Source organism: Streptomyces sp. NPDC058051, from assembly GCF_042885475.1.
Taxonomy (GTDB): domain Bacteria; phylum Actinomycetota; class Actinomycetes; order Streptomycetales; family Streptomycetaceae; genus Streptomyces.
Genome location: NZ_JBHVRW010000008.1, coordinates 226,243 through 244,581, shown reverse-complemented (window position 1 = coordinate 244,581; position 18,339 = coordinate 226,243). Strand labels below are relative to the sequence as shown.

General features: G+C 69.3%; 15 protein-coding genes. 7 read left to right on the top strand and 8 right to left on the bottom strand.

The window, feature by feature from the left end; translation table 11 throughout:
* Window positions 1-47: 47 nt before the first annotated feature.
* Entirely contained in the window at window positions 48-947 is a 900-nt protein-coding gene (locus tag ACFVUT_RS16220) for a hypothetical protein (RefSeq protein WP_389649924.1), read from the bottom strand.
* A gap of 130 nt (window positions 948-1,077) precedes the next feature.
* On the bottom strand, window positions 1,078-2,484 hold the full coding sequence (locus ACFVUT_RS16215) for an aldehyde dehydrogenase family protein (protein ID WP_389649927.1): 1,407 nt from the start codon (window positions 2,482-2,484) through the stop codon (window positions 1,078-1,080).
* Window positions 2,485-2,660: 176 nt separating this feature from the next.
* On the opposite strand from ACFVUT_RS16215, the gene ACFVUT_RS16210 reads away from it, so the two are divergent.
* Together ACFVUT_RS16210 and ACFVUT_RS16205 are read left to right on the top strand one after the other, a co-directional pair.
* Entirely contained in the window at window positions 2,661-4,007 is a 1,347-nt protein-coding gene (locus ACFVUT_RS16210; protein ID WP_389649930.1) for a carotenoid oxygenase family protein, read from the top strand.
* A gap of 200 nt (window positions 4,008-4,207) precedes the next feature.
* The gene (locus tag ACFVUT_RS16205; protein ID WP_389649933.1) at window positions 4,208-5,323 is read left to right on the top strand and encodes a sensor histidine kinase; all 1,116 of its coding nucleotides are present in this window, start codon (window positions 4,208-4,210) and stop codon (window positions 5,321-5,323) included.
* Window positions 5,324-5,338: 15 nt separating this feature from the next.
* On the opposite strand, the gene ACFVUT_RS16200 is transcribed toward ACFVUT_RS16205, so the two are convergent.
* Window positions 5,339-6,403, bottom strand: coding sequence for a LuxR C-terminal-related transcriptional regulator (locus ACFVUT_RS16200; RefSeq protein ID WP_389649936.1), 1,065 nt, complete (start codon window positions 6,401-6,403; stop codon window positions 5,339-5,341).
* 272 nt (window positions 6,404-6,675) lie between these two features.
* Between ACFVUT_RS16200 and ACFVUT_RS16195 the strand changes: the two genes are divergently transcribed.
* The 3 genes from ACFVUT_RS16195 to ACFVUT_RS16185 all read left to right on the top strand — a co-directional run bounded on the left by ACFVUT_RS16195 (window position 6,676) and on the right by ACFVUT_RS16185 (window position 10,575).
* Window positions 6,676-8,262 (top strand): MDR family MFS transporter, encoded by a 1,587-nt coding sequence (locus tag ACFVUT_RS16195; RefSeq protein ID WP_389649939.1) that lies wholly within the window; start codon window positions 6,676-6,678, stop codon window positions 8,260-8,262.
* A 485-nt stretch (window positions 8,263-8,747) separates the two neighbouring features.
* On the top strand, window positions 8,748-9,359 hold the full coding sequence (locus ACFVUT_RS16190) for a fasciclin domain-containing protein (protein ID WP_389649942.1): 612 nt from the start codon (window positions 8,748-8,750) through the stop codon (window positions 9,357-9,359).
* A 109-nt stretch (window positions 9,360-9,468) separates the two neighbouring features.
* Window positions 9,469-10,575: a PP2C family protein-serine/threonine phosphatase gene (locus ACFVUT_RS16185; RefSeq protein ID WP_389649945.1), complete on the top strand. Its 1,107-nt coding sequence runs from the start codon at window positions 9,469-9,471 to the stop codon at window positions 10,573-10,575.
* 111 nt (window positions 10,576-10,686) lie between these two features.
* Here ACFVUT_RS16185 and ACFVUT_RS16180 read toward each other — a convergent pair whose 3' ends face one another.
* From ACFVUT_RS16180 to ACFVUT_RS16170, 3 genes are all read right to left on the bottom strand, one after another.
* Entirely contained in the window at window positions 10,687-11,586 is a 900-nt protein-coding gene (locus ACFVUT_RS16180) for a hypothetical protein (protein WP_389649948.1), read from the bottom strand.
* Window positions 11,583-12,596, bottom strand: a complete 1,014-nt coding sequence (locus ACFVUT_RS16175; protein ID WP_389649950.1) for an SPFH domain-containing protein — start codon at window positions 12,594-12,596, stop codon at window positions 11,583-11,585. Before ACFVUT_RS16175 ends, ACFVUT_RS16180 begins: the two co-directional genes overlap by 4 nt.
* A gap of 317 nt (window positions 12,597-12,913) precedes the next feature.
* Window positions 12,914-13,567, bottom strand: coding sequence for a TetR/AcrR family transcriptional regulator (locus ACFVUT_RS16170; protein ID WP_389649953.1), 654 nt, complete (start codon window positions 13,565-13,567; stop codon window positions 12,914-12,916).
* A gap of 162 nt (window positions 13,568-13,729) precedes the next feature.
* Between ACFVUT_RS16170 and ACFVUT_RS16165 the strand changes: the two genes are divergently transcribed.
* Together ACFVUT_RS16165 and ACFVUT_RS16160 are read left to right on the top strand one after the other, a co-directional pair.
* On the top strand, window positions 13,730-14,614 hold the full coding sequence (locus tag ACFVUT_RS16165) for a phosphatase PAP2 family protein (protein ID WP_389649956.1): 885 nt from the start codon (window positions 13,730-13,732) through the stop codon (window positions 14,612-14,614).
* A complete protein-coding gene (locus ACFVUT_RS16160) occupies window positions 14,611-15,570 on the top strand; it encodes a DMT family transporter (protein WP_389649959.1) in 960 nt (319 codons plus the stop codon). Before ACFVUT_RS16165 ends, ACFVUT_RS16160 begins: the two co-directional genes overlap by 4 nt.
* A gap of 70 nt (window positions 15,571-15,640) precedes the next feature.
* On the opposite strand, the gene ACFVUT_RS16155 is transcribed toward ACFVUT_RS16160, so the two are convergent.
* Window positions 15,641-16,180: a PadR family transcriptional regulator gene (locus ACFVUT_RS16155; RefSeq protein ID WP_389649962.1), complete on the bottom strand. Its 540-nt coding sequence runs from the start codon at window positions 16,178-16,180 to the stop codon at window positions 15,641-15,643.
* A 107-nt stretch (window positions 16,181-16,287) separates the two neighbouring features.
* On the bottom strand, window positions 16,288-18,303 hold the full coding sequence (locus tag ACFVUT_RS16150) for an FAD-dependent oxidoreductase (RefSeq protein WP_389649964.1): 2,016 nt from the start codon (window positions 18,301-18,303) through the stop codon (window positions 16,288-16,290).
* Window positions 18,304-18,339: the final 36 nt, after the last annotated feature.

The window sequence follows — 18,339 nt, the reverse complement described above, 5'->3', positions numbered from 1 at the left end:
GAAACCAATCCAGATCCGGAATGTGCGTGGTCGCCGACGAAGAGCCGTCAGCTGACGGTGTCGTACGTGCCGAAGCCGGTGGCCACCGTGACGGGCTCGGAGAAGATGCTCTCCGGGTTTTCACGGTCGAACTCACCGGTGTGGACGTACGCCGCCAGCGTTCCGTCCGGACGGAGTGCCAGCAGGTCCGGCTTTCCGTCGAGATCGACATCGGTGTGCGTCAGGAACTTCATGTCCTGCCAGCCGCGGGCGATCGTGTACCAGTTGCCGCTGGTGGCGTCGGCGTGCTCCAGACCGGGCTTGAACGGGAACTCGAACAGGTCGATGTCGCCGTTGGCCCGCCGGACCAGCAGATCCAGATTCCCGTTCCCGGTGAAGTCGGCCATGGCGAACGGGAAATCCGATACATCCAGGGTCGTCAGCGCCAGCGGATCCCGGCTGTAGGTGTCATCCTTGATGATTCCGACATTCTCGTGCCGGAAGATGTCCACATTGCCGGCGTTCTCGCCGCGGGAGAAGATGTCGTCCTTGCCCGTGCCCAGGACATCGGCAAAACCGAACGTCTCCCAGAGCCTGCCGTCGTCGAGCTTTCCGGAAATACGTACCGGCGGTTCGGTGAACGGGGCGATTTCGCCCACCGCTCCGGTGTTCGGGTAGTAGAAGAACCCGAATTCGCCGTTCTCGCCGGGGTTCCTGGCTTTCTCGACGCTGAAGGCGCACAGCTCGGTGCGACCGTTTCCGCTGATGTCACAGGCCCGGACGAAGAAGTATCGCCGTGCCCCGAAGTTGTCGCCGACCTTGACCGGGTCCTCATACGTGAGGGTGCCGTTGAGCTTTCCGCTGTGCGGATGGACGAAGAGCTCGCCGGTTTCCGCGGAGCGCACCAGCAGGTCGAGCTTGCCGTCACCACGGAATGAACGGCAGGAGCCATTGACGAACGAGTACACCGCGAAAGTCTCCGTTCTGAGGTGCTATCTGGGCACTGCCGATTATTTGCGGAGGGCGGTCGCCGGGAAACCCCTAACCGCCCCCAGAGTCGGCCCCTGTGCGAGAGGAAAGCGAGCCCGCGGGCCGGCTTCAGCCCCGGGCGCGATGGATTACCTGCGTCTCCGTGAAGCCCTCCACGCCGAGGCGGCCGTTCTCGACGCCGATGCCACTCCATTTGTGCCCGCCGAACGGCTGGTCCGGATGCACCGAGAAGTGTGTGTTGATCCAGACCGTGCCGCAGTCGAGCTGCGCGGCCACCCTGGCGGCGCGGTGCGGGTCGGCGCTCCAGACCGAGCCGTCCAGGCCGAAGTGGGAGGCGTTCGCGCGCTTGATCACCTCGTCGACGAAGGTGTACCGGACGACCGGGAGGACCGGGCCGAACTGTTCCTCGCTGACCACGCGGACACTGTCGTCGACCTCGGTCAGGATGGTCGGCCGGTAGAAGTAGCCGGGCCCGTCGAGCGGCTTGCCGCCGGCTGCGACCCGGGCGCCCCGGCCGACCGCGTCCTCCACCAGTTCGACGACCCGGTCGAACTGCGGCTTGTTGTTGACCGGGCCGAACCGCACCCCGGGCTCCGTACCGTTGCCGACCTCGGCCGCGTCCGCTTCCTTTGCCAGCGCCGCCACCAGGTCGTCGTGCAAACGGTCGGGCACGTACACGCGCTTGATCGCGGAGCAGAGCTGACCGTTGTTCTCAAAGGCGAACTTGAAGAGCTGCGGCGCGACGACGGCCGGGTCCGCGTCGTCGAGCACGATCGCGGGGTCGTTGCCGCCGAGTTCGAGGGTCACCCGCTTCAGGTCGCGCGCGGCGGCCATGGCCACCTGCTTACCGGTCGCGACGCTGCCCGTGAAGCTGATCTTGCGGGGCGTGGCATGGGCCGTCATGAGCGCGCCGAGCGGGTCGCGCCCGCTCACGACATTCAGCACGCCCGCCGGGAGCACCTCGCGCAGGAGATCACCTACGGCGAGCGTCGTGAGCGGTGTGTACGGGGACGGCTTGAGCACCACCGTGTTGCCCGCCAGCAGGGCCGGGCCGAGCTTCCAGCAGGCCAGCATGAGCGGGAAGTTCCACGGAGTGATGGCCGCGACCACACCGAGCGGCCTGCGGACCACCTCGACATGCGCCGACGCGTCGTCACGGATCACCTCGTGCGGGATGGGCTCGCCGGCGAAGTGTTTCAGCCACAGCCCGGATCCGATGATCTCGCTCGCGGCGTCCTGCAGCGGTTTGCCCTGTTCCGCGGTGAGCACGGGAGCCAGCTCGTGCACCCTGTTGATCAACAGGTCACCGGCCGCGAGCAGCGCCCTGCGGCGCTTGTTCTCGTCCTTCCGCCAGGACACGAAGGCCCTCTCGGCCGCCGCGAACGCGGCATCGAGCTGCTCCTGCGTGCAGTCGGGTGCCTGTGCGTGCACCTCGCCCGTGGCGGGATTGACGACGCCCCACGTCGTGCCCCCGGGAACAGGCGCGCCGTCAATGGTCATCGTGTACTGCGGCATGGCGCCTCCCCTTTTTTTCGAACTTACCGTCCCATCCGTCCGTCCCTATTTCCCGGTCGCCATCTGGGGTGCCTTTTAGGGGAGACCTAGGGGTTACTCTCCTTTGGTGTTCCGTAAATGCTGGAGGATGCGGGTCCATAGGGGCTGCGCGCAATTCAGCTGAAAGGAACGAGCAGTTGCCTACCGCGGTGCCGCATCTGGCCGGCAACTACGCCCCGGTCAGCGAGGAACTCACCTCGTACGACCTGGCCGTGACCGGTTCCATCCCCAAGGAACTGACCGGCTGGTACCTGCGCAACGGGCCCAACCCGCACGAGGCGGCCGCCGCGCACTGGTTCATCGGCCAGGGCATGGTCCACGGCGTGCGGCTGGAGGGGGGCCGTGCCACGGCGTTCCGGAACCGCTGGGTCCGGACTGCCACCCTCACCGAGGGCGCAACGCTGTTCGACCAGTTCGGCAACCGGAACTTCACGGCGGGCAGCGCCAACACCCATGTGGTGCGGCACGCCGGGCGCACCCTGGCGCTGGCCGAGGCCTGCCTGCCCTACCAGCTGACGGCCGATCTGGACACCGTGGGCCCGCACGACTTCGGCGGCAGGCTCACCACCGCGATGAACGCGCACCCCAAGACCTGCCCCGTCACGGGCGAGCTGCACTTTTTCGGGTACGGAATACTGACCCCGCCGTTCCTCACCTACCACCGGGCCGACGCCGCGGGGAACCTGACCCTCAGCCGGGATGTCGACGAGGTCGGCCCCACGATGATGCACGACTTCGCGCTGACCGCGAAGCATGTGATCTTCATGGACCTGCCCGTCGTCTTCGACATCAACCGGGCGATGACCGGCGACACCATGCCCTACCGGTGGGACGCCTCCTACGGGGCGCGCATCGGAGTACTGCGGCGCGACGACCCGCACGGCGCGATCCGCTGGTTCGACATCGAGCCCTGCTACGTCTTCCACGTCTCCAACGCCCACGACGACGGCGACACCATCGTCCTGAGCGTGATCCGCTACTCCGAGCTGTGGGTGGCGGACAGCGCGCAGGAGTATCCGGACTCCACTCTCTGGCAGTGGACCGTCGACCTTGCCGCCGGCAAGGTGACCGAGGCCCAGGTTGACGACCGCACCACCGAATTCCCGCGCATCGACGAGCGGTTGGCCGGGCTCGACGCCCGGTACACGCACACGGTCATCGCGGCGGCTCACCCGCGCCACGAGCATGTCCCCGGCGCGCTGCTCCGCTACGACATGCACTCCGGTGCCGTCGACCAGCACACCTTCGGCCCCGGGCGCATTCCCAGCGAGGCCGCTTTCGCCCCCGCCGACGACCGGGCCGGCGGTGACGGGTGGTTGATGACCTATGTGTACGACGCCGCACGTGACTCAAGTGATTTGGTCATTGTGGATGTTTCCGACATGACGGCGGAACCGGTCGCCACTATTCATCTTCCGCAACGCGTCCCGTTCGGCTTTCACGGCAACTGGCTGCCTGACGTCGAGGCCGGACTTCCGCGTTGATCTTGACAGCGGAGGTCCGCGCATTGACAATGCCGATAAAGGGGAGGTGCCTTGTGCACAGGCGGGGCGAGGCAAAAAGAAATTAGGTTGCAGTGGCAGATCCTGACATGAACAAGGTCAGTGCCTGGCATTGGCCGGTTGCCGATCGTTCTTCGCGCGTCCAGTCCAACGAGACGCGGCTTCGCGGGTCTCTCGCATTCGTGGTGATATTCGTCGTCATCGTCGTACTCACCGTTGATTTCGAGTCCACCGGATCGGTTACCCGGAGGGCCCTCTCCATCGCGGACCTGGTGCTGTACGGGGCCAGCTTCCTGGCCGTGGCGCTCTTCGGGCAACGGCGCAAGCAGTGGGTGCGCCTGCTGTTGATCGGCTGGCTGCTGGTGCTCGGGTGGGTGCTGCCGGTGATCACCGGCAATGTCGCCACCCTGGTCTGTCTGGCCTTCGCGATCGTCGCCGCCATCCTTCTGCTTCCCGCGGTGCTCAGCCGGCTGATCGGGCTCTCGATCGCGTTGGCCCAGGGCGTGCTGAGCTGGGCCGTGGACGGGCGTGTCGACTGGTCGGGCACTTCGATGCTCGTGGTCATCACCCTGTTCGTGTCGTCGCTGTTCCTCCTCAACCGCACGGTCGCGCATCTGAGGGCCGCCCGTTCGGTGCTCGCCCACAACGTGGTCGCCAGGGAACGCGTGCGCCTCGCGCGCGATCTGCACGACGGGCTCGGGCAGACGGTCGCCGCCATCGCGCTCAAGAGCGGCGCGGCACGCCGGATGCTGGAGGCCGGTGCGGACCGGGCCGACGCGATCGCGGAGCTTCGCGGCATCGAGGAACTGTCCCGACAGGCCATGGGTGACATCCGTGCCACCGTGCTGGACAACCGGTCGATGTGCCTCGACGACGAACTGGCCCAGGCCGAACAGACGCTGCACGTGGCCGGCATCGCCGCCGAGGTACCGGTGAGCGGGGACGTCGTGCGTGCCGATCTCAGCGAACTGTTCGCCTATGTGCTGCGCGAGGGCGTGACGAACGTCGTCAAGCACAGTGGTGCCGGCCACTGCCAGGTGCGCCTGGGAGAGGCTTGGATGGCCATACAGGACGACGGGCACGGCTCGCCCGTCACCATGGACGGCCTGACGGACACCGGCTCCGGCAACGGGCTGCTCGGCCTCGACGAGCGTGTGCGGGCTTTCGGCGGCGAGCTGATCACCGGCCGGGCCTCGGGAGGGGGCTTTCTGCTGCGGGCCGTGGTCACCGCCCCGCCGATGACGGGGGCCGGCGCACTCCTTCCCGAGGATGCCGTCGCTGATTCGGTCGCAGGCTGACCGTTCTTCGGGCGCTCAGGCCGTGTTGTCGGTGGAGAGGCCCTTGATCTTCCTCTCCAGGCGGCCGGACAGCGCTGCACGTACTCCGGCCTGGAACCGGCTGTCCGCGCGCATCGAGACCATGACCTCTTTGATGTGCCGCCGGCACGTCCGTACCGAGATGCCGAGACGACGGGCGATCACATCGTCCTTGCGGCCGTCTGCGAGCAGCCGGAGGATCGACAGCTTCAGGTCGTCGAACACCACGGATTCGTCCGTGGTGAAGGGGGTGGCCTGGTTCCACAGGAGTTCGAACGTCGTGCACAGCACCCCCATCGTGATCGGCTCGTTGACGGCGATGGCGTGAGCGGTGGGCTGTCGCGCGCCGAGCGGCCCCGCTTGCGCGGAGGGGAAGACGATCGCCGAAGCGCGGTCGAACACGAACTGCCCGCAGATCACTTCGCCGGTGATCCGGATGTCCGCACCGACCCTGCGGATGTCCTCGACGAAGCTCCGGGTGCCGGCGTCGACGAGCGTCGCGTGCTGGAAGACGCCCTGCACGTGGGCGCCCCTGAGCAGCGCGTCCACCAGCGTGTCCCGAAGCGCGGTGCGGTGGCCCTCCGTCACGAGGGTGGCATGGGGCTGGGCGACCAGCAGTTCGTCGCACTGGTCGACATGCTCGCTGATCATCGCCCGCGCGGTCTCGTCGTCACCGATCGCGTGCAGCGGCTCCTGGAACCGGTCCCGGTCCTGCCGGCCGTCGATGTAGGTGTGCATCAGCGTGGTCAGGGCCGAGCGGCTCTCGTCCACGCCCCGTTGCAGCTCACGTATCCGGTTCTCCGCCGGTGCGGTCAGCTCCGCCGCCGCCACCTCCGGATTGACGGGCACGAGGAGGCCGGGGTCATGAGCCGATGCCTGAAGCAGCCGATAGGTGAGTAGAGTTCGTTTCGCCCGGTGTATCGACTGGGGCGAGAGAGTGAGATCCCGCGCGATCGCATCGGCCTGGAATCGTCCCAAGGAGACGACGTGCCGGAATACCAGGGCACTCGTCCGGTCGAGTTCGGGCTGCTGCGATATGAGTTCTTCCAGTGGAAGCGACACCGTTCCCCCGTGCTTCTCTCACGCTCTGTTGCGACCTGCGGTCATCGGATCCCCAAGCGGCACTCCCGACGACTTTCCAACCGGCCCGGTAAAAAACCCCGGTCGCGTTGGGGTCAGGTCCGACCGTACGTCCCGACACGTGTTCGATGACAGTTGTCGTGGGATATCAGTGACAGATGTCGTGGGTGCGATCGGTTTCCGACTGACATTCTGGAGCGACGAGTGGCGCCGCCATCAACGGACTCGGCGTCTGCTGGAAGGGACAGAACTGCATGTCGGAAACGAACACCGTCGGTGACGCCGCGCCGGAGGCGTCGACAGAGAACCGGGACCGTTTCCCCATGCTCGGGGTCATCGGCCTCGCGCTCGGAATGTTCCTTGCGATGCTGGACAGTTTTATCGTCAGCACCGCGCTGCCGACCATCGTCGGCGAACTGGGCGGGCTCAACTCCTTGGCGTGGGTCATCACGGCCTACACGCTGGCGACCGCGGCCTCCACGCAGATCTGGGGAAAGCTCGGTGACCTGTACAACCGGAAGACGGTCTTCCTGGCATCGGTGACGGTCTTCCTGATCGGATCGATGCTGTGTGGCCTGGCGCAGAACATGGGTCAGCTGATCACGTTCCGGGCCTTGCAGGGAATCGGAGCCGGCGGTCTCATCGTCGGCGCCCTGTCGATCATCGGCGTCCTGCTGCCGCCCAGGGAAATGGTCAAGATCGGGACACTCACCTCGTCGCTCATGGGCATCGCCTTCATCGGCGGTCCGCTGGTCGGCGGCGCACTGACGGACGCGTTCAACTGGCGCTGGGCCTTCTACGTCAACGTGCCCTTCGGCATCGCCAGCCTCGCTGCGGTCATCCTCGGCGTCCACACCGCCCTGCCGACGAAGAAGGCACGGATCGACATCCCCGGCGCGATTCTGCTGACCACCGGCGTCACCAGCCTCACGCTCGTGACCAGTTGGGGCGGCAACAAGTACGCGTGGGGATCGGCGCAGATCATCGGACTCTGCGCGGCGGCGGTCATCTCGCTGGCCGCGTTGGTGTTCGTCGAGGGCCGGTCAGCGGAGCCGATCCTGCCCCTACGGATGTTCCGCACCCTGAATTTCACCCTCGCCCAGATCCTCGGCTTCTCGTTCGGCCTGACCATCATCGTGGCCGTCAGCTTCCTGCCGCTGTACACCCAGCACGTCCGGGGCGCCACCTCCAGCAGCAGTGGCCTGCTGCTCATTCCGATGATGCTCGGGATGGTGCTCGTGATGACCTACGCCGCGAGGTGGGTCCGCAAGACCGGGCACTACCGGATCTTCCCGATCATCGGCGGCATCTCCATGACGGCCGGCATGCTTCTGCTGCTCCGGCTCGGAGTGCACACGGACATCTGGCTCAGCGCGTTGTTCCCGGTGCTGATCGGAATCGGACTCGGGTGCCTCATGCAGAACGCGGTGCTGATCACTCAGTCGAGTGTCGAGCCGCGCGACATGGGTGCCGCCATGGGCATGAGCTCCCTGGCCCGGACACTGGGCACCGGCATCGGGGCGGCGATCTTCGCCGCCGTCTACACCAACCAGCTCACCGACACGCTGGCCGACAAGCTCGGCAAGGACGATGCGCGCCCGCTGCTCTCGTCCGGTGACCGCGACCTGACCCCGGATACGCTCAAGCAGTTGTCGGCACCGGTCCGCGCCGCATGGTCGGCCGGTGTGACCGACGGCCTGCACGCCGTGGCGATCGGCGGCGCGATCGCCGGTGCGATCACGCTTCTGGCGGCGCTGTTCGTCCGTGAGGTCCCGCTGCGCGATCCCCGTCAAGCACGGGTTCCCAGGCAGGACCCGCCCGCCGCGGACCCCGCCACGTGAGGTGGCCCGACTGACTCCCGATGCCGCGGTGGCGATTCACATCGTCCGCCGCGGCATCGTCCTGCGGTGCGCGAGCGGCCGGCAGGACGGCTCGCAGCCCTTGGGCGCACCCACGCACCGGCCAGTCGGGTGAACGCTCCAGGAGCACGTGGTGAGAACCGAGCGCATGACGCCGCACCCGGGTGAACAGAAGCAGGAGCACCAGGCCGGGGCGGGCCCGTGATTGCGCCCATCACCCCAGTTCAGGGCCGCCTGCCGGGGGGCACCATACGCGTCGCGGCGGTGTACGGGCACGACGACCGGGGTGTGGTTCGGCTCGGCATGCGCGGGGAGCCCGGTGCTGCCTAGGCTTGGGTGGTGGTCCGGTCGAACGTGCCCGATCGGTTCCCGGACATCACGTCCGGCGGCCGGCCACCGTCCTCGGACCGCCGGTGGTTTCCGGTGGGATCCGGGGAGTCCTTCGCCCTGAGGGAAGGGAAACCGAAATGCACGCACGTCGTGTACGCCTCATCGTCACGTCCGTCGCCGCGGCGACACTGCCGCTGACCTCGGGACTGCTCGCTCCGCAGGCGCTGGCGGACGACGCAGCTTCCAGCTCGCCAAGCGCGTCGGGCACCCCGAGCCCCTTCGGTCCGGGCTGTTCCTCTCTGCCGAAGAACGGCAAGGGCAGCGTCCGCGGAATGGCCACGGAGCGCGTGGCCAAGGCGGCCGCGAACAATCCGAAACTGACCAAGCTGGCACTGGCGTTGAAAGAAGCCGGCCTGACGAAGCAGCTCGACGGAGCGAAGCACATCACCGTCTTCGCGCCGACCAACGAGGCATTCGACAAGGTCCCCAAGGCGCAGCTGGCCAACCTGATGAAGAGCAGGGCGGAGCTCAAGAAGGTCCTTGAGTACCACGTCGTGGACAAGACCATCACGCCCAGCGAACTTCCGAAGGGAAGCTTCAAGACGCTGGAGGGCTCGAAGCTCAAGACCTCCGGTTCGGGCATGTCGTTCAAGGTCAACGACAAGGCGAAGATCGTCTGTGGAGACATCCGGACGGCGAACGCCACCGTCTATCTGGTCGACACGGTGCTCATGCCACCGGCGCAGTGATCGTCGCGGAACGGGTTCGGCAGGGCGGCCTGGTGATCGAGTGTGCTGACATCAGGCCGCCACTGTACGTGCACGTATGGGGCCTGACGGGGGACGACAGGGAGCACAGGTGAAGCAGACCCGGCGTCCGGCGCCGTGGGCGGGCTGGCTGCTCGTCGTCCCGGCTCTGGTGTCCGGCGTACTGCTGAACATGTTCGCGCCCGAGCCGTACATGGGACTTCCGCTGCTGGCCGCGGCACCGCTGATCGCCGGAGCGATGCTGTCCTTCCGGGCGGGCGTCGTTGTCGCGAGCCTCGCGTGCGCTGTCTCCACGGGGCTGGACATCGTCCAGGGGCGTCCCGCGTCGGCGAGTTTCGTCGACTTCGCGGTGATCGCCCTGATCGGGATTCTGGCCCTCGCGGTCAACCTTCTGTTGCAGCGTCAGGGGCGGGATCTCGCGCGGGCCCGGTCCATCGCGGAGGCCGTGCAACTGGCGGTCCTGCCGGACCCGCCGTCGCAGGCCGGGCCGCTCGCCGTCGGCGCCGGATACACCGCCGCACAGGCCGAGGCCAGAATCGGCGGTGACCTCTTCGCGGTGCAGGAGACCCCGTACGGCGTACGCATGATCATCGGGGATGTGAAGGGCAAGGGGCTCCAGGCGGTCGCATCCGTATCGGTGGCGATCGGTGCGTTCCGTCAGGAAGCCGAGAACGCCCCCACACTCGCCGAGTTGGCGCGGCGCCTGGACGACGCGCTGGGCAGGGATTCGGCCCGCCGCGGCAACGAGACGTCCAGCGAGGACTTCACCACGGCGGTGCTGGCCGAGGTCTCCGACGACGGCGAGCTGCTGCGCCTGGTCAACCGAGGCCATCCGGGCCCGTACCTGATCCACGACGGAGCGATCGCACGGCTCGACGCGGCCGTTCCCCAACTGCCCCTGGGCATGGGGCTGGCCCCGGTTGCCGCAGCCCAGGGCGAGGCGCCCACCGATGTCTTCGTACTGCCGATCGGTGCGCTGCTGCTCATGATCACCGACGGCGTCACGGAGGCGCGCAACCGGGCAGGCACCTTCTACGACCCCTGTGCGTCCGCCACGCTCGCACGCACCCGTTTCACGGACCCCGACGAGCTGGTCCACGCGGTGACCGCGGACGTCGCGCGGTGGAGCGGCGAGGGTCACCAGGACGACATGGCCATCCTCGTCGTCGCCCGGCGCGGCGGCCACCGGCCCGGCTGAGGCCGGGGGCTGAGGCCCTCCACGATCGGCCCTCCACGATCCGCCCGCCACGATTCCCGGTCGCAGGCGAGGCCGTCCACGATCCCCGGACGGGGCAAGACCGGCCACGATTCAGACGGTCAGCCGTAGGGCGGTGGCCGAGATGCCCAGCCGGACCGTCTGCCCCCACGCCAGTTCCAGCGCGTCCGCCTCCATGCCGTCACCGAAGACCACGACCCGGTCGGACTCCACGGTGAGCCGCAGCCCCTGCCCGCGCCCCAGTTCGCCCGCGACCAGTGAGGTACCGGTCACGGGGGAGGGCCAGGCCTCCCGGACGAACCAGAGCAGACGGGGGTCCGTGGGGGCGGGGAGCGGCAGGGAGCTGTGGCGCTCCTGCCACAGCGAGCGGATCCAGCCCGTGGCGCCGGTTCCCGTGCCGACGAGGACGCCGGACGAGGCCTGCGATTCGGCGGGGGCGTCGGGTGTGTCGGGGCCGAGCCGGTAGCGGGCGGTCTGGTGACCCGGCGGGCCGAGGTAGATCTCATTGAGGGCGAGGAGGCGCTGGGTGTCGTCGGCCACCGCCTCGACCATGGTGAGTTCGTCCGCCGTACCGCCGGGGGAGACGGCCGCCCGGAGCAGGGCGGCCGCATCGCAGGGCCGGTGGCGTACGAGCACGCCGGGGTTGCGCCCGGGGTCGGTGTCGATGCCCACGACGGGCTGGCCGGAGAGGTACTTGGCGGCGTTGGCGACCAGCCCGTCCTGCCCGACGACCACCACCACGTCCTCGGGTCCGAACAGGAAACGGTCGAGATCGGCGCGCTCCACCCGCGACTGGCGCCACTGGAGCGGTACGGCCGCCGCCACATCGGCGAGCGACTGCTGGGTGCGGTGGTGCCGCAGGGCCACCTCGTCGATGGACCGGCCACGGCTGGAGAGGAAGAACGCGGCCTGGCCGTGCGTGCCGTGCCGGGCCAGCAGTTCCTCGTACTCGGTGGTGCGGTGGACCAGTACGGCGCGCGGGGCCAGGCTCATGCCCGGGGCTCCGGACCGGTCCTGCCGAGCTTGCTGAGGAGGCCGGTGAGGACGTCGGGGGAGAGGGTGAGGCTGTCGATGCGCGGCAGGTTCTCGGCGAGCCTGGTCGCCGCGAGGGCGTGCAGCGTCGCGGCGTCCACCTCGCCGTGCACCCGCAGCCAGGCTGCCTGGGTCTCGGCACGTGCGGCGCCGACCTCGCGTGCGGCCTCGGCCTCGGCCCGGGCCAGCCGCACCTTGCGCGCCGCCTCGGCCTCGGCCCGCACCCCGTCGGCTGCCGCCGCCTCCTCCGCCTCGCGGCGCGCGTTGGTGCCGCGCTGGTCGACCAACTGCTCCTCGCGGCGTGCCAGTTCGATCTTGCTGGCGAGCTCGTTCTCGGCGATGGTCCGTTCCCGTTCGACGGCCACGGCGCGGCGCTCATAGGTGGCCCGGTCGGCCTCCTGCTGGATCTGTTCGCGCGCGGGGGTGCGCAGGGCCCGCTCCACCTCGGCCTCCGGACGGATGGCGACCACCCGCACCGCGACCACGTCGATGCCGGTGGCGGGCAGCCGGGGTTCGGCGGCGAGCCCCGCCGCGACCCGGTCGCGCACCGAACCGACACCGTCGACCAGAGCGTCGGCCAGTGCTGTGCGGGCCAGTACGTCCAGGGTGTGCTGCTGGGCGGTCTCGGTGAGCAGCGTGGCGATCTGTTCCAGCGGCGCGCCGCGCCAGATCCCGGTGTCCGGGTCGACCGAGAAGTCCAGGCGGGCGGCGGCCTCGGCCGGGTCGCTGATCCGGTACGTCACGGTGGCCTGCACGGTGACGTCCTGGAAGTCGGAGGTGCGGGCATGGAAGGCCATCGCCAACTCGCGGTCGTTGACCGGAACTTCCGAGAGCGCGGCGGTCAACGACCGGTACCAGAAGCTCAGTCCGGTCCCGTCGTGGGCGAGCGTGCCGCGCTTGTGGTGGCGGATGTGGGCCGTGGGCGCGGAACGCAGATGGCGCCAGCCGAAGCGCCTGGTGATGTCGGCCATGTCGGAATCCCCCTCGTTATCGTCATGGAGACGATAAAGGGGTTCCGTCGATCTCGTCAAGGGGACGAGAATGATCGCCCGGATGTGTGCCGTCTCCGGTGCGCCGAGCCGCCGCCCTCGCGCTGCGGCATCGCCGCCTCCGCTGCCTGGCCGGCTGCCCCGTCCGCTGTCCGTGGCGAGGAAGCCCGGCCGGTGTGTCGCCCGCGCCGGGTGTCGGCGTGCGGGAAGAACGAGCGGCCGGTGACTCCAGGGGGAGTCACCGGCCGCCCGGTGGTGCGCCGCCCCCGTCCCCACGGTGCGGCGCCTGCGGGTCGTCGTCATCCGCTCGGACGACGGCCCGTGTCTCTCGGCCCTTGAGGAGCGGCCAGTCCGAGTGCGGGAAGGACGGCGTTGTCCACGAAGCGGGCGAGGTATGCCTCATCCGTGAACTTCCCCTCCAGCATGGGCCGGGCGCGCATCACGCCCAGGATCTGCACGGCGACGAACTCCGCCGCGGGGGCGTCCGCCGGGATCTCGCCGCGCTCCGCCCCGCGCCGGACCATCGCCTCGATCGCCGCCACCTCCGGCAGGATCAGCGCCTCGCGCAGTGCGCACAGGAGTTCCGGGCTCTGCAGCGCGGCGTGGCTGAGAGCGTGCATCAAGGGGGTGTCGCGGCCGGACACCTCGCCGATCGCGCGGGCCGCCGCATGCAGATCCCCTGCCAGCGTGCCCGTGTCGATGTGTGGGAGCAGTGACCGCCGGGTGCCGTGCAGCGCCGCCACGACCAGTTCGGGCTTGGAGCCCCACTGCCGGTAGAGCGTGGACTTGCCGCAGCGCGTCCGCGCCGCGACTCCCTCCATGGTGAGGGCCTCGTAGCCGGATTCCCTGAGGATGTCGAGCACGGCCGCGTAGAACTCCTGCGCCCGCTCGGGCGTGATCTTCGAGCGGCGCGGCGTGTGTACCGGCTCGTGCGCGGTCTGCTGCGGCGACATGCGTTTTCCCTCTCGGCGATTCTGCGACGAGGTTCATCGATACGCCAGTGTACCGAAACGCACGTGTACCGATACGTTCGCGTTTCGGTACACTGGCGTATCGATACGGCGCGGGCTGGACCGTGCCGTCGAAACACTGCTTCGTCAGCAAAGGGGCACCGGGTGATGTACGCCGGTAGCGAGCCCGCAGATCAGGAGCCGGGCAATTCCGCCCGGCCGCCCCTCGTCCGCGAGCTTCTTCTCGTCGTGGGACTCTTCGTGATCTACAAGCTCGGCCGACAGGCCGCGAACGGTCATGTCGAGGAGGCGTTTCGCAACGCGGGGAACGTCTGGGATTTCGAACGGTCGGTCCACCTGCCCGGCGAGGGCACGGTGCAGAGCCTGCTGCTGCACAACGACACGCTGATCCATCTGGCGAACACCTACTACGCGACGGTGCATTTCCCGGCCACGTTGCTCTTCCTCGGGTGGCTCTACTGGCGCCGCCCCCGTCACTACGTCTGGTCGCGCCGCATCCTGGCCGTGCTCACCGGTGCCGCGCTCGCCCTGCATCTGCTGTTCCCGCTCGCCCCGCCGCGGCTGCTGGCCGCCACCGGACTCGTCGACACCGGCCAGATCTACGGTCCGACGGTGTACGGGGCGACGCCGGCGACCGACTCGATGGCGAACCAGTTCGCCGCGATGCCCTCGCTGCACTTCGGCTGGGCGGTGATGGTCGCCGTCGGCCTGATAGCCGCCACCCGCACCCGGTGGCGCTGGCTGTGGCTGCTGCATCCGCTCGTCACACTGCTGGTGATAGTGGGCACGGCCAACCACTACTGGCTCGACTCGATCGTGGTGTCGGCGCTTCTCGCGGTGGCTTTCGCGGCGCTGCCGCTGAAGCGCACAGAGCCGGTGCGCGTCCGCATACCGTGGCCTTCGACGGCGGGTGAACCCGCACAGGCGGTCGTGCCCCGGCCCGCCGATTCCGCCGTGCCGACCGCCTACGCCCCCCCTGGGCCCGCACATTCCGCCTCCTCGTACGCCTCGTCCGGGACCGCGCGATGAGCGCCACTCTGATCGCCGTCGTGCTGTCCCTGGTCTCTGCCGCCGCGTACGCCTCGGCCGCGGTGGCGCAGGCCCGGCTCGCCGAGCGCACCGGGCCGGAAGCGGGCGTCATGGGGCTGCTCGGCCGCGGTGCCTGGTGGTCGGCGGTCGGACTGAACGCCGGTGGCGCACTGCTGCATGTCGCGGCGCTCACGTACGGACCGCTCACCCTTGTCCAGCCGCTCGGTGCCCTCACCCTGGTCGCCGCGGTTCCGCTGGGTGCCAGAACCGCCGGACGCCGGGTCACCAGGATCGAATGGCGCGGCACGATCCTCACCCTGCTCGGCCTCGGAGCCCTGTTGACGACCGCGGGCGGCACCACCCCGCACGACACGCTCAGCCTCCCGCAAGCCCTGGCCGTCGGCGCCGGGACGATGGCCGTCGTCGCCGGCCTCTGCCGCCCCGGCGCACGCCCCGGTCTGCGGCACGCGGCGGCTTCCGGCATCACCTCAGGGGTTGCCTCCGCGCTCACCCAGACTCTGACCGTCTCCGTCACCGACCACACCGGACCACTGCTGAGCTGGCGCCTGGTGACGGTCGCGCTCCTCGTCTCCGCGTTCGCGATGGGTGGGCTGCTGCTCTCCCAGACCGCCTACCGAGGCGGCCTGGGCGCGCCGCTGGCCGTGGTCACCCTCGCCAATCCGGTGGCCGCCGCCGCCATCGGCATGGCCCTGCTCGGCGAACGCCTCCAGGGCGGCACGATCAACCTCGTCCCGGCGTTGCTGGGATCTGCCGCTGCTGTGTGGGGCGTGATCCTGCTGAGCCGCGCGCAGGCGGAGACCTCGGCCGCCGCCGACCCCACCAGGGCCGATCCGGAGCCCGGAGCCGTGTCGCGGGTCGTGATCGGGAGCCGGGGGCCGAGGGATCAGCCGACGCTGCGACCGGAGCTGGGCGGGGCCCCGGTGGGCGGTTCGTAACGCGAGGAAGCTACGCACCCTCGTCGATGGTGTGCCGTGGGAACGCGGCATCGGCGGAGAAGCCACCTGCCTACGACCCCGGTTCCTCGTCCCGGTCCAGTGCCCGCGTCAGCCAGCCGATCCAGAAGTTCTCCAGATCGATCCCGCCGCGCAGCACCAGATGCCGCAACCGGTCCTCGTCGGAGTCCCGCTCCGGCGGGAAGTCCCGCTCCTCGATCTCCAGGTACTCCGCCAGCTGCCGACGGTGCAGCCCCAGATGGCGGCGCAGTTCCGCATCCAGGCCGGGTGCGCCGACGACCGCCGCCGCCCGCATCCGGAGCAGCAGCGGATCGCGGATCTGCTTGGGGTCCTCGGAGCGGGCCACCCACGCGGACAGCGCCTCCCGGCCTGCGGGCAGCACCTCGTACTCCTTCTTCTGCCCGCGGGCGGGCTGCTGCGACGGCAGGGCCCGGATCTGCCCCGCCTGCTCCAGCTTCCCCAGCTCGCGGTAGATCTGCTGGTGCGTGGCGGACCAGAAGTAGCCGATCGACCGGTCGAACCTGCGGGTCAGCTCCAGTCCCGACGACGGCTTTTCGAGCAGAGCGGTGAGGATCGCGTGCGGGAGTGACATGGAGTGCATCCTAGGGACGGCCGGGCACCGGCCCGACGACGGAGGGGGCGGGCCGACGACGGAGGGGGCGGGCCGACCGGCCCCCCCTGACCGGGCAGTCCGGCCCGTCACAGCGAAGCCGCGAGCTCCGTGCCCTGGCGGATCGCGCGCTTGGCATCCAGCTCGGCGGCCACGTCTGCGCCGCCGATCAGATGCGCCGTACGGCCCGCGGCGAGCAGTTCCTCGTACAGCTCCCGACGCGGCTCCTGGCCCGCGCAGAGCACCACCGTGTCGACCGGCAGAAGGCGCTGTTCCCCGTCGACCGTGAGGTGCAGCCCGGCGTCGTCGATCCGGTCGTAGGAGGCACCCGCGATCGTCTCGACGCCGCGGTGCCGCAGCTCGGTACGGTGGATCCAGCCCGTCGTCGTGCCCAGCCCCGTACCCACCTTGCCGGCCCTGCGCTGGATCAGATGGACGGTGCGCGGTGCCTTCCGACGCTCCGGGGCACGCAGACCGCCGCGCTCGCGGTAGTCGGTGTCGACGCCCCACTGCCGGAAGAACACCTCGGGGTCGGTGCTTGCCGCGTCGCCCGGGTCGGTCAGGAACTCGGCCACGTCGAAGCCGATCCCGCCTGCCCCGATGATCGCGACTCGCTCGCCCACGTGTACGCCGTCGCGCAGGACATCGAGGTAGCCGACCACGCTCGGGTGGTCCAGGCCCGGTATCCCGGGGGAGCGGGGTGTCACACCGGTGGCGAGGACGATCTCGTCGAAGCCTTCGAGGACATCGGCCGTGGCCCGCGTACCGAGTCGCAGTTCGACCTTCTCCGCGACGAGCCGGGTACGGAAGTAGCGCAGCGTCTCGTCGAACTCCTCCTTGCCGGGAACCCTTCGCGCCACGTTCAGCTGGCCGCCGACCTCCTCCGCCATGTCGAAGAGCGTCACCTCGTGCCCGCGCCCGGACGCCGAAACGGCACACGCGAGACCGGCGGGCCCGGCGCCGACGACCGCCACGCGCTTGACGGTGCGGGTCGGCGACAGCACGAGTTCGGTTTCGTGACAGGCGCGAGGATTCACCAGACAGGAGGTGACCCGGCCGCTGAAGACGTGGTCCAGGCAGGCCTGGTTGCAGCCGATGCAGGTGTTGATCGCGGCGGCGCGGCCCTCGGACGCCTTGACGACGAAGTCCGGGTCGGCGAGGAACGGCCGGGCCATCGACACCATGTCCGCCCGCCCCGAGGCAAGGATCTCCTCGGCGACCTCGGGCGTGTTGATGCGGTTGCTCGTCACCAGCGGTACGGAGACGGCGCCGCGCACCCTCTCGGTGACCCAGGTGTAGGCGCCGCGTGGCACCGACGTGGCGATGGTGGGGATGCGGGCCTCGTGCCAGCCGACCCCCGTGTTGATGATCGTCGCGCCGGCCGACTCGACGGCGCGGGCGAGCCGCACGACCTCCTCCAGCGAGGAACCGCCGGGTACCAGATCCAGCATCGAGAGCCGGTAGATCAGGATGAAATCGGTGCCGACACGCTCACGGACCCGGCGCACGATCTCGACGGGGAACCGGATGCGGTTCTCGTACGAACCGCCCCAGCGGTCGGTGCGGTGATTGGTGGCGGCAGCGATGAACTCGTTGATCAGATAACCCTCGGAGCCCATGATCTCGACACCGTCGTACCCGGCGCGCCGCGCGAGCTCCGCAGCCCTGACGAAGTCCTCGACGGTTTCCTCGACCTCGTCGTCCGTCAGGGCGTGCGGGGTGAAGGCGCTGATCGGTGCCTGGATCGCGCTCGGCGCGACGAGATCGGGATGGTGGGCGTACCGGCCGAAATGCAGGATCTGCATGGCGATCCGGCCGCCCGCCTCGTGTACGGCGGCGGTGACCCGCGCGTGCTGCTCGGCCTCCGCCTCGGTGGTCATCTTGGCGCCGCCGGGCGTGGAGCAGGCGCGGGTGTTCGGAGCGATGCCACCGGTGACCATCAGACCCACGCCGCCCCGGGCGCGTTCCGCGTAGAAAGCGGCCATCCGCTCGAAACCCCGCTCGACCTCCTCCAGACCGATGTGCATCGACCCCATCAGCACCCGGTTGGGCAGCGTGGTGAACCCGAGGTCGAGCGGGTTCAGGAGATTCGGGTACGGGCTCATGGGGGCGCCTCCTCGCACAGTGTCGTCGCGCCAGTT